The 13,610-nt window shown below is 52.1% G+C and carries 14 protein-coding genes; 8 read left to right on the top strand and 6 right to left on the bottom strand.

What is annotated here, in order from left to right:
* Positions 1 to 18 precede the first annotated feature (18 nt).
* Both KRAC_RS15105 and KRAC_RS61615 read right to left on the bottom strand, forming a co-directional pair.
* On the bottom strand, positions 19 to 678 hold the full coding sequence (locus KRAC_RS15105) for an SOS response-associated peptidase (protein ID WP_007908364.1): 660 nt from the start codon (positions 676 to 678) through the stop codon (positions 19 to 21).
* A 148-nt stretch (positions 679 to 826) separates the two neighbouring features.
* On the bottom strand, positions 827 to 2,116 hold the full coding sequence (locus KRAC_RS61615; protein ID WP_007908363.1) for a helix-turn-helix transcriptional regulator: 1,290 nt from the start codon (positions 2,114 to 2,116) through the stop codon (positions 827 to 829).
* A gap of 190 nt (positions 2,117 to 2,306) precedes the next feature.
* On the opposite strand from KRAC_RS61615, the gene KRAC_RS15095 reads away from it, so the two are divergent.
* The 5 genes from KRAC_RS15095 (at position 2,307) to KRAC_RS75935 (ending at position 5,232) form a co-directional block, all read left to right on the top strand.
* Positions 2,307 to 2,927 (top strand): TetR/AcrR family transcriptional regulator, encoded by a 621-nt coding sequence (locus KRAC_RS15095; RefSeq protein WP_007908362.1) that lies wholly within the window; start codon positions 2,307 to 2,309, stop codon positions 2,925 to 2,927.
* A gap of 130 nt (positions 2,928 to 3,057) precedes the next feature.
* Positions 3,058 to 3,159, top strand: coding sequence for a DUF4188 domain-containing protein (locus KRAC_RS75940; RefSeq protein ID WP_244422061.1), 102 nt, complete (start codon positions 3,058 to 3,060; stop codon positions 3,157 to 3,159).
* Between the two features lie 18 nt (positions 3,160 to 3,177).
* On the top strand, positions 3,178 to 3,543 hold the full coding sequence (locus KRAC_RS15090) for a DUF4188 domain-containing protein (RefSeq protein ID WP_085954397.1): 366 nt from the start codon (positions 3,178 to 3,180) through the stop codon (positions 3,541 to 3,543).
* A gap of 49 nt (positions 3,544 to 3,592) precedes the next feature.
* On the top strand, positions 3,593 to 4,258 hold the full coding sequence (locus KRAC_RS15085) for a DUF2306 domain-containing protein (RefSeq protein ID WP_007908360.1): 666 nt from the start codon (positions 3,593 to 3,595) through the stop codon (positions 4,256 to 4,258).
* A 479-nt stretch (positions 4,259 to 4,737) separates the two neighbouring features.
* Positions 4,738 to 5,232: a hypothetical protein gene (locus KRAC_RS75935; RefSeq protein ID WP_244422057.1), complete on the top strand. Its 495-nt coding sequence runs from the start codon at positions 4,738 to 4,740 to the stop codon at positions 5,230 to 5,232.
* A gap of 285 nt (positions 5,233 to 5,517) precedes the next feature.
* Here KRAC_RS75935 and KRAC_RS15070 read toward each other — a convergent pair whose 3' ends face one another.
* Together KRAC_RS15070 and KRAC_RS15065 are read right to left on the bottom strand one after the other, a co-directional pair.
* Positions 5,518 to 7,278, bottom strand: coding sequence for a peptide ABC transporter substrate-binding protein (locus tag KRAC_RS15070; RefSeq protein ID WP_007908356.1), 1,761 nt, complete (start codon positions 7,276 to 7,278; stop codon positions 5,518 to 5,520).
* 232 nt (positions 7,279 to 7,510) lie between these two features.
* Complete coding sequence (locus KRAC_RS15065) at positions 7,511 to 8,710, bottom strand: M20 metallopeptidase family protein (protein ID WP_007908354.1); 1,200 nt, start codon at positions 8,708 to 8,710, stop codon at positions 7,511 to 7,513.
* Between the two features lie 397 nt (positions 8,711 to 9,107).
* Between KRAC_RS15065 and yedA the strand changes: the two genes are divergently transcribed.
* Positions 9,108 to 10,043, top strand: a complete 936-nt coding sequence (gene yedA, locus KRAC_RS15060) for a drug/metabolite exporter YedA (RefSeq protein ID WP_007908353.1) — start codon at positions 9,108 to 9,110, stop codon at positions 10,041 to 10,043.
* Between the two features lie 69 nt (positions 10,044 to 10,112).
* Here yedA and ychF read toward each other — a convergent pair whose 3' ends face one another.
* Both ychF and KRAC_RS15050 read right to left on the bottom strand, forming a co-directional pair.
* On the bottom strand, positions 10,113 to 11,288 hold the full coding sequence (gene ychF / locus KRAC_RS15055) for a redox-regulated ATPase YchF (protein WP_007908351.1): 1,176 nt from the start codon (positions 11,286 to 11,288) through the stop codon (positions 10,113 to 10,115).
* A gap of 213 nt (positions 11,289 to 11,501) precedes the next feature.
* A complete protein-coding gene (locus KRAC_RS15050) occupies positions 11,502 to 12,212 on the bottom strand; it encodes a GerMN domain-containing protein (protein WP_007908345.1) in 711 nt (236 codons plus the stop codon).
* A gap of 399 nt (positions 12,213 to 12,611) precedes the next feature.
* Between KRAC_RS15050 and KRAC_RS65915 the strand changes: the two genes are divergently transcribed.
* Complete coding sequence (locus tag KRAC_RS65915; protein ID WP_007908343.1) at positions 12,612 to 12,839, top strand: FmdB family zinc ribbon protein; 228 nt, start codon at positions 12,612 to 12,614, stop codon at positions 12,837 to 12,839.
* 143 nt (positions 12,840 to 12,982) lie between these two features.
* Positions 12,983 to 13,495, top strand: a complete 513-nt coding sequence (locus tag KRAC_RS15040) for a hypothetical protein (RefSeq protein WP_007908341.1) — start codon at positions 12,983 to 12,985, stop codon at positions 13,493 to 13,495.
* Positions 13,496 to 13,610: the final 115 nt, after the last annotated feature.

Here is a 13,610-nt window from a genome sequence, read left to right as displayed (position 1 = left end):
TTTCGTGCCTTTACAACCTTAGGCGATCAGATCGGAGCTATCATACTGTGGGCTATTGACACGCCGGGAGACCTCGCGTGCCTGCATCGCCTCGGGGTCACATGGCTTGAGAAGTGGTAGTAAGATATTTGCATCATGCAAGCCTGGATCAAGCCACATCTCACGTGCATCTGGCGGGAGAATCACTGGCATGCGCTCATGGATTGGCGCGACCAGGTCGTTGGCATGAGTGGTGATAATAGTGCAGGTGCGCAATATTTCCCCATCAACAGTCTTCCAGCTATCCCACAGGCCCGCGAAGGCGAATGGCTCATGCCCTTTGAGTGTAATGTACATTGGGACCTTGCCCCCATCGACCTTCTGCCACTCATAGAAGCCATCGGCGGGAATGAGGCAGCGCCGTGAGTTGAGGAGGCGCTTAAAGCTTGGCTTCTCCGCCAGCGTCTCGGCACGGGCATTGATCATACGTGAGCCAATGCTGGCATCTTTCGCCCATGAAGGGATCAGCCCCCAGCGTAGCAGGTCCAGGTGAGGCTCGCCGTCGTTCAACACAGTGACGACATCCTGAGTCGGCGCAACATTATAACGCGGCTCTGTTTGCAGAGATTTTGGCACTGGCACCCGGAACGCACGCGCCACGGCATTGCTATCAATTGTTAGAGTAAAACGACCACACATTAGAGTAACTCCTTTTCTCTTCTCCTTGGGAAAGTTCTCTACTTCCTAGTGTATATATCTTAATTTCTTTTTGTCTTATTCTTTTTGCAGGCGTTGCAGATGGTGATGAACGGGGGGGGAGAGATTGACGTGGCGAGCGAGAAGAGGATTAGGCCGCCTGAATAGCGTGATTAAGAGGCCTTGAAACCGCTTTTTTTTCTTGCGCTATAAAAATCTTTTTTTCTTTTGTGATTGGTCTATTGCTATGCTGGGATGCACCACGTGTTTTTTTCTTGAAGTCTGATGTTTGCACTGAGTGGGAAGAGGCGAAACCATTTTTTTTGTTGGGCCGCTCGGCTGGCTTGAGGTGCGCATGAATTACAGAGTTTTTTTCTTGGGGTGACGCTGAATTCTGGCTATTTATTGAATCATTAGAAATTGAATCTTTTTTTTGTGCGCTCCGGGTCCTGTCAAGAGACGAATTTGCTTTTTTTTGTTGGAGTGGGAGCCATGAGCCATCATGATGCTGGAGCGAGAGTCGGGATGCAGGTTGTGTATGCCTGCCCACGGCGCTTTTTTTTGTTTGGCGAGAGGGTCTCGCCGAGGCATGTCGCCTTGCTTCAGAGCCATTTTTGACTTGATTGGTCGCTACCTCGTCGCTCTTCAGCAGGGTATAGCCCCATTCGCCCAGGACATGCGGGAGATGGCGTGCCTCATAGGGCGCGAGGTGCAGTGAACGCGCATAAAGCGGCATCTCTTCTTCCATCCCCTGACAGTATGCCTGCCAGTAGTCTTCCAGATTGAAGTCCTGGGGATAGGTGAAAGGGAGATCCAGTATCTCAACATCTTGAAGGTTTGCTACGCCTAACACTGTCACTTCTGGCCTGTCCGCGAACTCTCCGATCAGGAACCAGGCGCCTGCCTTGGCGACAAGGCCATAGGGGGCCATGATATGTTCGCGATGTGTTCCGTTCGCAATGCCGTAGCAGACAAAAAGTTGCTGTTCGCGATAAAGGGCTTCTCGGATCAGGGGCAAATGTTGTTCGCCATGCCGCTCGCTGGCAAACCAGGCTTTATGATCCAGGTGAACGCGTTGGCGTGCCTGTTCGGCCTGTTCACGCCTGGATTCCGGGAGCGCGGTGAGTAGTTTGAGCATGGCTTCATTGAGGGGTTGCTCCAGGCCCAGGTCTGCGACAGGCCTGCCACCAAGAGCGGTAAAGAGGGCCTGGATTTCCGCGGGCGCGAGACCAGTCAGGTTGGTCTGGTAGCCACCTAGCAGTTCGCAGCCACCACCATGGCCGCGCTCGGTATACACCGGTATGCCTGCGATGCCCAGCGCCTCCAGGTCGCGATAGATGGTGCGTTCTGAGACCTCCAGGCGCTCCGCCAGGTCCCGCGCCGTCATACGCCCCTTCGTTTGGAGCAGCATCAGGATCGTGAGTAAGCGATCCGCGCGCATAAAAATAGACCTCCCTGTGTTTCTACTATGGTTGGTCAAACAGCATAACAAGTATACCATGCAAAATGGCAAATTTCTATGCCTCTGTGTATGTCCAAGCGAGAGGATGCGGATGCTTGACAAGAACCACTTCAAATGATATACTAAAATCAAACAGTGTACGGTTTTAGAAAGATAGTCGGAAGAAGCAATGGATACGACACGTGGACGGCGACATGCCAGAACTGCCCAGGCGATGTTGGATGCTGCACTGGAGATACTTACAGAAAGTAACATTGAGGCGCTTTCGATGCGTGAGATTGCGCGGCGTATCGAGTATAGCCCATCGGGGTTGTATGAGTACTTTGCCTGTAAGGATGAGCTTCTGGATGCGCTGCGTCAGCACGGTTTCGTCAAGCTGACAGAGTATCTCAACCGTATGGTACGAGGCAGTACCGCTGCTCAGCGCTTGCTTGAGGCAGGTAGTGCCTATCTCGATTTTGCCAGGCGGAATCCGCAACTGTATCTGCTGATGTTCAATCGTATGCCGCCAGAGGCAAGGAAGGGGAAAACGTTAGTGCAACGCTTAGAGGATTTCACGGTAAATACTGCCTTCGCAGTACTGCTCGCAATTATTCGGGCAGGTGTCGAAAGCGGTGCATTCAAAATCGATCCCCAGCTAGAAGTCGCGCAGTTAGCATATAGTAGTTGGGCATACCTGCACGGCCTCGCTATGTTACGTCTGACACTGCTGAGTACGGCAGCCGAAGAGATAGATGCGAAGCATCATGAGATACTGCGGGCATTCGTTGCGAGCATGGGTGGGCCTTAAACGGTTTTTTTTGCCCATTTCCGTACAGTGTTTGATTAGCGTATGCTGTTCATATTCGTAAACGAGCTACCCTGGAAAACAGAGGCAGACGGCACGCAAGCAGCGCAATGCCGAGGAAAGGAAAACAACGATGACCATTCTCAAAGAGCGGATGACGGTGGATAACGAGAGCGATATGGTGGTGTTTTTGATCGGAATACATATAAACAAGCCATGGAAGTTCTGGCAGTAGTTCCCGACTGGTATTGTGATGCCACGTATGCTTATCGAGTTAAGGAAGCATCCGGAGATGGGATTATTGGGGGCCCGTACGCATTTCGGGTTTCCCAACATCCTGGTGGTTCAGTACTGGCGTTCCTTCAAGGAGCTGGTCACCTATGCAGGGAACAAGAATGCAACACATTTGCCTGCGTGGCGTGACTTTAATCGCCGTATTAGCAGCAATGGCGACGTGGGTATCTGGCACGAGACCTATCGAATCCCGGCAGGCCATTACGAAGCCGTCTACAACCATATGCCTGTCTATGGGCTAGGACAGATATTCCCATTAGAGCCAGCCAGCGGGCATCGAGCGAGCGCAGTCGCACGTATGCACGCCGAGCAACGCAAAGCGTAACATCCCCTACAGACCCAAGACCGAGATACTATACTATACAGGAGTAACAATGAAATCACTTGCACGTCAACTCAGTTGGGGCCTCATGGCTTTATTGTCCATAGCAATCGCCATCGTCTTTGCCGGTCCTTACTTATCATTCAATCCTGCCGTCAGTCGCGTGGGCCTTAACCCTGCTATACCAATCCATTTCGTCGTGCTCGCAATCCATGCAGGAACAGCAGGAATAGCATTACTTATCGGGCCATTCCAGTTTCTTACGCGTCTACGAGCAAGGTATCCGCTGGCTCACCGAACAATAGGGCGAATCTACTTGATTTGTATTTTCATAGGCAGCGTGTTCGCCTTCTTTTCGGCACTCTTTTCGGTTTCTGGCTTCGTCGCGCAGGTCGGGTTTGCGTTCTTAGCTACCATCTGGTTTTATAGTGCCTCCAAAGCCTACCGTGCCATCCGCCAGAGGCAGATCCAACTCCACCGTGTCTGGATGATTCGCAACTACGCACTGACATTTGCGGCAGTAATCCTGCGTCTCTGGCTTCTACTAGGTCAATACGCCCTGCATCTCCCATTTACAGATGTCTATGTGACATCAGCCTGGATATCCTGGATTTTACCCCTTGTCGTTGCGGAGTGGTTTATCAACCAGAGACTCCTGCAATCACTCGCCCTAAAAAAAGATCGGGCAAGCAGTCTGCAACAAGAAATCAGAGTGTAAATCCCAACATTCTGCGCCTCATGGCCAGATTTGGGGCAAAGTGTTTGCTTGCTTTGTACAAAGAGAACATTCCCAAGAGAAACATCGTGCTCGACGTTGCAGGCAAGCAGGTAGTAAACCCCGAAAGTGGCCATGAGGCACGCAATTCCAAAATTTACAGCTTGGGAGAGTACAACAACCCAACGAGCGAGTCGTACAGCTTGAAGGGAAAACCGATGCGGTTACGTCAACGCCACATGTCTGTTCCAGAGATGAAAGGCGACACACGACGGCCTCACTCATTGCCACACGGGAAAAGGATATCAGGCAGAGACAAAGACCTGCGGAATCTCTTCGCAGGTTCGTTCAAACAGGTATAGTTTTCTCTATCCAATATGTCTAGTATCGAGTAGATTGTCAAGCAAAGAGCATCGTCTGGATTTTTAGATAAGGAGGGAGTTATGTATCCGTACGAGCCTCTCGAAAGAACACATGAGAGCATGGCACAATCGGAAGTGTCTTCGTCTGACAAGAACACACGCCCCTCGAAGCATCCTCTCCATGTGAGGGAATTGCTGGGATATATGCAGGAGGTTCTCGGAGGTGGAACCATCATCGGTCTCAACATCGTCACGGTTTTGCTCTGGTTCCTGTTTCGACCAGCAGGTCAACCGACTAGCAGGTATCTTGGTGAGATGCTGGGTACGACAGCCATTGTCCTCTTTTCGTGTTCGCTCATTTTAGCGACGAAAGCCCCCGTTCTGGAACGCTTCTTTGGGGGTCTCGACCGCATTCCCCGCGCTCTGGCCGGGCAGCATCCCAAAACCGCTCAGGAAATCATCGATTGGTTGGAGCAGACCGTCTCTGGCTGGAACAAGCAACCGACCCCTTTCGTCTGGAATGGCAAGCGACGGCGGAGACGCGAACGTGCTCGTGTCAGACGTTTAGCTGGATCAGGAGCAGCAGTGGTAAAAGGCTATACAATTGACAAATGACCCACTAGGATGGAGAGCCGCCGCTTGCCTGCGGCTTGGCCCTCTTTGCAAAAAAATGGAACGCACCCGTGTAGGTCTCAAGGTTTTTAAAAGTCACTCTTTCTCTTATGTCTTGGCTCGCAAGCTCGCCTCGGGGTAGGTGGTAGGGGCATGTGGCGCGAGCATTCGCTCGCGCCACATGCCCCTACCACCTACCCCAGATCGCCGTAGGCGTGAAGGCTCTCCAAAAAGGCAAGAGAGCGGGGCATACAAGTCATATGCCCCGCTCTCCATTACTGTAAGCGCTTAGAGCGAGCTATTGAGTGTGCAGGGCGTTTGCGTTGAGATGTAGAGGTTGGCCCAGTTGTCTCCAGCGGGAAGGCCCTGTGCGGTAGGGGAGAGGCCCTCAACGCAGGGTTTGACGACTGTGGGATTATAGGCCTGGTAGATTGGGAGCCAGGCTACCTCGTCTACCAGAATCTGTTCGGCCTGCTGATATTGTTTAATGCGTTCCGCATTGTCAATGTTACCATCAGCCTGTTGCATCAGGTCAATTGCCTGCTGCTGGCGTGAGGCACTTTTCACCTGGGTGTTCAGACCAAAGTTTTCGCTATTGTAGGATGAGTTCTTATCGAAGAGCAGGGTTAACCAGTTCTGTGGATCTGGATAGTCCGAGCCCCAGCGAATAAACCACATCTGCATGCCATTGGGATTGCCGTGAGTCTCATCGTTGCGCTTGAGGAGCGAGGGATAATCCATGCCCTCAAGTTTGATAGAGATACCCAGAACCTCTTGCCATGTCTGCTGGGCCGCTGTAAGCATATTACGATCATCTACAGGCCAGGCCGCATTGTAGTAGAGCGAGATGGTAGGGAAGTTTTTAACACTTAAACCCTCTTCTTGCAGCCCCTCATTAAACAACTGTTTCGCCTTGGTGCGGTCACCTTTAAGCGAGGTAACTCCTGCTGGACCCGCCAGGTCTGGGTTATAGCTCGGGATGCCGCTGGGAACGATATGATTGGTCGGAATGACATTGTCTTTATAGATGCTATGCGCAATCTGCTCCTTATTCAAAGCCAGCGCCAGGGCCTGTCTCACCTTGATATTATTAAAGGGCTTGCTGTAGTAGTTCATGGTGAGGTAGTAGATGGATTGGGCTGGGACTGCGTGATACTGCTTGTCGGGGAGTTGACGCGCGCTTTCGACATTGGCCGAGGAGACATTCCCCCAGCTAACCTGCCCAGCCTGGTAGGCTCGGTAAACTGTGTCATTGCTCTGATAGAAGGGCATGACGACCTTCTTTAGTTGAACCTTAGAACCGTAGTAGTTCGGGTTAGGAGTAAACTCAAGGCCTCGGCCCTTGATATATTTAGAGTTGATAAAGGGGCCTGCACCTGCCCCCTCGCTTAGATGATCCGTCCATTGATCCCCATATTTGTCGATTACCTTCTTGTTAACCACAAATGAGCTAATATAGGCAAGCGTATAGAGAAAATAGACCGCTCTCTTCTCAGTAACAATCTTTACCGTCGAGGGGTCGGGAGCAAAGAGCCCAACGTTGATCAGTGTGGGAATTTTCCCTGCATTAAAGTCTGATCCGCCTTTGATCAGATTGAGGTAGATAGGGGCAGTCGTAGATTTGGTTTTGGGGTCGAGCGCGCGATTAATACTGTAGAGTACATCCTGCGCGGTAAGAGAGGAACCATCGCTGAATTTGAGATTTGGTCTTAGTTTAAATGTCCAGGTCAAACCATCATTAGCGACGCTATAGGACTCGGCTAGCTGCTTGATGAGCTTTTGATTCTCATCAACCTGTACCAGTCCTGTGAAGACCATGCCACTAGCGACCACAGAGGCGTTATCCTCGGCTGTGGCGGGATCAAATGTGGAGATATCTTTTCCTGAGATGGGGTAGACAAAGACTTGTTTATCGTCGGTAGCTTTCTGTGCAGAGCCACTTTGTGAGGTGCCTCCACACGCAGTCATCAGTATGGCTAGTAGACAGACGATAAGTCCTAGGGTGCGCAAATAATCCTGGCGCAGCCACCGTGCTTGTTGGAGTCGCATCTTCAAACCTCCTTGTTGTAACCAAGCTTACACTATTGTAATAACTACGTTCAGGTTTTGAGCAATTCTCACATCAAATGGCACACAAACGAAAATAAAAAATCAAAAATAAAAAGAATGTGACAGAATGTGACACAAAACTGATCAATAATGTCTTATCTTGAACGAAAAAAGGAGACTTGGAGAATGATTAACATTCCCCAAGTCTCCTTTTTTCGTAGAACCTGGATCTTTAAGATTCGAAGAACTCGAAGACTGAGCGTGTCAGAACCTCAACACCAACGGGGAGCGCATCCTCGTCGAGGTTGAAGCGTGGGTGGTGATGAGGAAAGTCGGAGCCTTTCTGGACATTGCCGGAACCGACGATGAAGTAGCAGCCAGGCACAGCATCGAGGAAATGCGCCATGTCGTCGCTACCGGAAATCAAGATCGCCTCGCTTTCATCGACGTTCTCGCTTCCCACGGCGCCAATAGCCGCCTGGCGCACAATCTTAGTGATTTCGGGATTATTGGTGCAGGGTGGGCAGCCCTGGTTGGGCGTTACCTCGCAGGAGCCGCCCATAGCGCTGGCAATTCCCTGTGAAAGCTCGCTGATGCGCTTGAGCAGGTAGTCGCGATGCTCCTTGCTATAGGAGCGCATAGTGCCTTCCATGATGGCATATTCCGGGATGATATTGGAGGCTGTTCCTGCTTTCAATGTTCCAATGGTAATGACCGCGGGGCTGAAGGGCGAGGTCTCGCGGCTAATCAGGGTTTGCAGGGCCGTAATGATATGCGCGGAGATGACGATAGGGTCGATTGCGCTTTCAGGCATTGCGGCGTGCCCGCCCTTGCCGTTGACCGTAAAATTCAGTGTGTCCGCGCTGGCAAAGACGGTGCCGCTACGCACGCCAACTTTGCCAATGGGCATATTGCTAATGAGGTGCAGGCCGATAACGGCATCAACGCCCTGCATTGTCCCCTCATCGACCATGGGTTTCGCGCCACCTATGCGCTCTTCGGCGGGCTGGAAAATAAACTTGACATTGCCCGTCAATTCAGCGCGACGCTTAGTGAGGATATCGGCGACAGCAAGTGCGATGGCAGTGTGGCCATCGTGTCCGCAGGCGTGCATCTTGCCATCGGTCTGCGAGCGATAGTCGACCTCGTTTAGCTCGTGGATGGGGAGGGCGTCGATATCGGCGCGAATAGCAATGGTACGAGCGTTTGCAGGAGCCGCTTCTCCGCGTAGCAGGCCGACGACGCCTGTCTTTGCGATGCCAGTCTGGACCTCAAGGCCCAGGGCTTGCAGGCGCTGCGTCACGATGCTCGAAGTGCGCACCTCCTCAAAGGCCAGTTCGGGATGCTCATGCAGGTCGCGACGCGTTGCGACCAGGTCTGGGATCAACTCATCAATTTCGGCTTTTAACATATCAATGGGGGATACGGACATGTTTCCTCCTTGCTGAACGCTGGCTATGCAGGACGCTAGAACCTGTTGGAGTTATGAGTGGAAGAGATATCTGGCTGTCTGCCACATACTACTCTAGCATAGTACCACATATTGATGTATTTCCCTGGGTTCGCTTTCTTTGAGAGCTTGCCTTTGATATTGAATATTTTTGTCAGTGCGTATATGTGTGTGTCTCGCTGTTTAGCGATGGCTGTATGGCAGTGCTCTGATGGCAGGAGATATGGGCCAATGTGTTGGGATTTGATGCGGATTGGCTGTGGCAATGCAACACTTTCTCGGGTACTGTAGAAGTTATGTATTTGCATCTTCTGTTTTAAGACTGTGGCATCTGATTATTGTATGAAAAAGACGTTTATGTATCTGTTTGGAAAATCTGATGAGCAAAGTACAATTGACACGTTCTGAACCTGTTATTGCTCCTGCAGCGCAGAGCACTGCGCCCGCCTTGAGTTCGCGTGAGCGGCTGGGGGTGGGCCTGGCGCTGGTCGCGCTCTATATTATCTGGGGTTCGACCTATCTTGGAATGCGTATCGCTATTGAGAGCTTTCCGCCCTTTCTCATGGCGGGTATACGTTTTATCTGTGCTGGTCTCCTGTTGTACGCTTTTCTGCGCCTGCGCGGGCATGCCGCGCCTACCGGGAAACAGTGGGGTGGCGCGACCATTATTGGCGTGCTCATGCTGGTATGTAGTAATGGCATGGTCTCATTCGCGGAGCAGTGGGTGGCGACGGGAATCGTGGCTATCGCCCTGGCGGCAGTTCCACTTTATTCGGCATTGATCTTTGGCCTTTTGGGGCGCTGGCCCTCACGCTTCGAGTGGTTGGGGCTGGGACTGGGCTTTGTCGGCGTCATTATGCTGAACCTGGAGCATGGACTCTGGACCAATCCGCAGGGCGCCCTGGCGCTCTTGATTGCCCCTTTCTGCTGGTCACTGGGTTCCGCGCTCAGTTCACGTTTTCCTATGGCTTCAGGTCTGATGGCTAGTGCGACCCAGATGCTGGGTGGAGGAGTGGCTCTTCTTCTGTTAGGTGTGGGGCTGGGTGAGCACATAAGCGGCTGGCCCTCGACCCGTTCGTGGCTGGCGATGCTCTACCTAGTCCTGATTGGCTCACTGGTAGGATATACCGCGTATGGCTATCTCCTGCGCAGGGTCCGGCCCGCCCTGGCGACGAGCTATGCATATGTCAACCCAATTGTGGCGGTTGGTCTGGGCGCCCTGATGGCTGGTGAACAGATTGCGCCTGTTGGCATCATTGCGATGCTGATTATTCTCACAGGCGTGGCCCTGGTCTCACTACGCAAGCGTAGATAAGAGAGAGATTTAGAGTAAAGGGTTGAGTAGCAGGTGGCCTCTGGTCAGCCTGCTACTCAACCCTTTAATTTACTTACCCTTGTTGAAGCGGAAGTGGGCGATATCGCCGTCCTGGATCTCGTACTCGCGACCCTCCAGGCGCTGAACGCCCTTTTTGGTGGCCGCCGCGAAGGAGCCACACTCCATAAAGTCATTGAAGTGTGTGACCTCGGCGCGGATAAATCCCTTCTCGATATCAGTATGGATCTTGCCCGCTGCTTCGGGTGCCTTCGCGCCCCGCGTCACGGTCCAGGCGCGTACCTCGTCCTCGCCAGCGGTCAGGAAGGTAATCAGGTTCAGCAGGCGGTATCCGACCTGGATAACGCGATCCGCGCCAAGCTGGGGCAGTCCCAGGGCCTCCAGGTACTCGTTGGACTCCTCCTCGGAGAGTTCAGAGAGCTCGGCCTCAAGCTTCGCCGAGACAGCAACGACCTGTGCACCCTCTTCTTTAGCGCGTAGGGCTACCTGCGCAATGCCCTTCAACTCCTTCTGCACTGCCTCGGGATCGACGACCTCGCCCTGCTCGATCTTTGCCAGGATTTCGTTGGCCGAACCAAGCATGTCTTCGCTTGTGTTGAGCACATACATGCGTGGCTTGAGTGTTAGTAAGAAGAGTTCGTCGGTGACAACTTTATCCTGCGCGGAGATCTCAACCTCTCTCGCGAGCTTTAACTCGTTGAGGGCTTCCTGCAAGCGTAGGAGGAGATCTAGCTCCTGCTGATATTTCTTATCACCGGATTTGGCGGCCTTCTTTGTGCGCTCGATACGGCGCTCGATGGTCGAGAGGTCGGTCATGACCAGTTCCGCGTTCAGGCTATCCAGGTCACGTATGGGATCGATAGTGTTGTACACATGGGGCACATTATCGTTGGCGAAGGTGCGCAGCACGATTGCCAGCGCATCGGCGTTACGAATGTGGCCGAGGAATTCCGCGCTCAGCCCTTCCTTCTTCTCTTTGGCCGCTTGCGTAGCCTGGCCCATGCCTGCCACGTCGACAAACTCAACCGTCGTATAGGTCTTCTTGCGAGGTTGAAAGATCTCAGAGAGAGAATCTACGCGTGTATCGGGCACCTGGACCACGGCGAGGTTCGCCTGTACGGTGCTGGTCGCGTAACCACTGACGGGTGCCCCAGCTTTCGTCAGGGTGTTAAATAGGGTGGTTTTGCCACTTTGGGGTAAACCAATAATACCAATTGTGAGAGCCATAAATTATCCTTCTTTACTGCTACATCTGCCACCTGAAGAAGTCTTTGGGGAGATGGGAAAATCGCGCGTTTGTGTCTCTCTATTGTACTATCTTTGGCATGTGAATGGTACATTTACTTTTCGCGCCTGCGGCGCTCAAAGATATGAGGAACGGGTGTGTGGCACGGGCATTCGCCCATGCCACACACCCGTTCCTCATATCCCCAGTGAGAGCTAGCGGAGGCACATATTCGCGCCACTCTCATCACCGAAGCAATTTCCACCGCGCGTGAGAATGATCACTTTACTGATCGTGGGAAATTGTTTCAGTGTGGCATTGATCTGTGACTGCACACGTGCATCCATGCCGATTCCCGCCGAACTGAGATCCCGGCAGAACTGAACGGTGGCGGTTCCTGTCTCGGGGGTGCTGCCTTTGGTGTTGAGCTTAATAGTGAAATCCGCTTCACACGTGGAGGCGCCCTGGAGCATAGAGGTCAGCTCGGTATAGTACCCCTGTGACTGCTCGCTGGCATTGGGACCCGCGATCAGGTATTGCAGGGAGGCGGTAGCAACGGCCTGGCTTGTAGTGGTCCGGTTAACGGGATAGACCAGGGTCATACTATCCTGGCTATGCTTCGAGAAGTAGACCTTGACATGATATTCCTTGCCTGGCTGGCTTGTTCCCGTATTGGTGGGCTGCTGACCACCATTATTGGCAGTACTGTCATTGCCATTGGTGGAACCTGTAGAGCTACTGGCTGGGGTAGCGGTACTCGTTGTGCTGGTCTGGCTGGCGATGTTGCGACCGGTGCCGCCATCGCTAGCGCAGGCGGTAATGAAGGCTGCGAGTACGAAGAGCAGACTAAGCGTGAGTATGGTGAAGAGATGCGAAGAGCACATAGAGTTAGTGGATACAAGGCGTCGTTGCGATTTACCACTCATGTTGGGCACTCCTTTTTGTTCAGCGTTTAACTGTAATTTTAACACGAAAAAAGTGTTTCAAGCTTAATAGGAAACATAACATAGAGAATATAGTATGCATGTTAACTAACAGTACTTCTTTTAAGAGTGCTTTTCTACGAGAAGCGGATCTCCATGTCTCATTTTACACGCCAGTCAAAGAGTAAATGGTACTTCTGGAGGTATGATAGTGCGAATTGTAGCATTTTGTTATGAAGTGTTTCACAATTTAGCAGAGAACTTCATCACATTCAGCGGTGGTTTGAACGCCTGATTTTGCTGCATAATCCCATGCTCGCGCACTTGACGATGGGTAGAGCAGGCACTACAATATTCTTGGATTAAAATGTCTTCCCCATACTTTATGGAGGTATTTTCTACATGCCGTTGTACGAATATTACTGCCCCGACTGCAAGAACAAATTTGAGTTGCTGGTCAGCTATAAGCACGCGGATGCTGTCGTGTGTATGAAGTGTCATAGCGAAAAGGTGCGTCGCCTTCTTTCTGTATTTGCTGCCCAGCGTGGTGGTACGGAAGATGGTGAAGACGACTATTCTCCCTCTATGGGTGGCTGCGGGTGTGGTGGTGGTAGCTGTGGATGTCATTAAGTATTTTGGCGCGGTAGACATTTCCTATGTATAGCGAACTTGGCAGTATGTCCTGGTAGTGACCTGGGGGCGCCTGGTAGCAGGGTCTCTCATGGACTGGCTCTTCTGGTCGCGCGAGGCATCTATAGACAGGTTTATGGCATATGTTGTTTAACAAAGTAAGCTATCGGCGTGGTCTCGTCGAAGGAATTATTCTCTTTACTCTTGGTCGTCTTTGCGCGCTCATTAGCCCCCTTGTCTTTCCAGACTGGACCTATGTCGCGGCCCCTATGTTCTTTATGTTTTTAGAGTACGTAGTTCCGCCTATCTGGGCGGCTCGCCGCATGACCTCTACCAGGCGTGAGCGTTTGAGTAAGCGCTTTGTGTTCCTGGGGCCTCTGATGGCTGCCTGGTGCCTGGGGATTGATCTGGTGATCTCGCTTGGGCTTGGCCTGGCAGTTAATCCCTTTGGGGGTATCCAGCAGGGGCCTGCGTTGCTGCGTATGCTGCAAGGTGGTCCAAATCACCTGACCCCTGGTGCCTTTGCCCTGGCTGAAGTGAAGACTGCCCTCACCTTATTAGCCTTCTATACCATTGCTGTCATCTGCACTCGCCTGGCTGGAGGTGGTTTCCTGCGCTTTACTATGCCCGCGGGCGGCAATCGTGTCACCCTCTAGGAACGTATATCACGCTACCTTGTCTTCCGCCTTTCGTTGATGCTGTATATTGTTCTGCATAAAGCGCGATAAAACGCCTTTTTGTTAATCTTCTTAGTCTTCAAACAACTCCTCT

Origin of the sequence: Ktedonobacter racemifer DSM 44963 (genome assembly GCF_000178855.1) — a bacterium.
Lineage (GTDB): Bacteria > Chloroflexota > Ktedonobacteria > Ktedonobacterales > Ktedonobacteraceae > Ktedonobacter > Ktedonobacter racemifer.
This window is presented reverse-complemented; position numbering and strand designations above follow the sequence as displayed.

Coding starts and splice junctions, on each gene's coding strand:
- KRAC_RS15085 (WP_007908360.1), top strand. CDS start 3,593: ATGAAATCACTTGCACGTCAACTCAGTTGGGGCCTCATGGCTTTATTG.
- KRAC_RS61615 (WP_007908363.1), bottom strand. CDS start 2,116: ATGCGCGCGGATCGCTTACTCACGATCCTGATGCTGCTCCAAACGAAG.
- KRAC_RS15050 (WP_007908345.1), bottom strand. CDS start 12,212: ATGAGTGGTAAATCGCAACGACGCCTTGTATCCACTAACTCTATGTGC.
- KRAC_RS15105 (WP_007908364.1), bottom strand. CDS start 678: ATGTGTGGTCGTTTTACTCTAACAATTGATAGCAATGCCGTGGCGCGT.
- KRAC_RS15090 (WP_085954397.1), top strand. CDS start 3,178: ATGCCACGTATGCTTATCGAGTTAAGGAAGCATCCGGAGATGGGATTA.
- KRAC_RS65915 (WP_007908343.1), top strand. CDS start 12,612: ATGCCGTTGTACGAATATTACTGCCCCGACTGCAAGAACAAATTTGAG.
- KRAC_RS15065 (WP_007908354.1), bottom strand. CDS start 8,710: ATGTCCGTATCCCCCATTGATATGTTAAAAGCCGAAATTGATGAGTTG.
- yedA (WP_007908353.1), top strand. CDS start 9,108: ATGAGCAAAGTACAATTGACACGTTCTGAACCTGTTATTGCTCCTGCA.
- ychF (WP_007908351.1), bottom strand. CDS start 11,288: ATGGCTCTCACAATTGGTATTATTGGTTTACCCCAAAGTGGCAAAACC.
- KRAC_RS15095 (WP_007908362.1), top strand. CDS start 2,307: ATGGATACGACACGTGGACGGCGACATGCCAGAACTGCCCAGGCGATG.
- KRAC_RS15070 (WP_007908356.1), bottom strand. CDS start 7,278: ATGCGACTCCAACAAGCACGGTGGCTGCGCCAGGATTATTTGCGCACC.
- KRAC_RS75935 (WP_244422057.1), top strand. CDS start 4,738: ATGGCACAATCGGAAGTGTCTTCGTCTGACAAGAACACACGCCCCTCG.
- KRAC_RS15040 (WP_007908341.1), top strand. CDS start 12,983: ATGTTGTTTAACAAAGTAAGCTATCGGCGTGGTCTCGTCGAAGGAATT.
- KRAC_RS75940 (WP_244422061.1), top strand. CDS start 3,058: ATGACCATTCTCAAAGAGCGGATGACGGTGGATAACGAGAGCGATATG.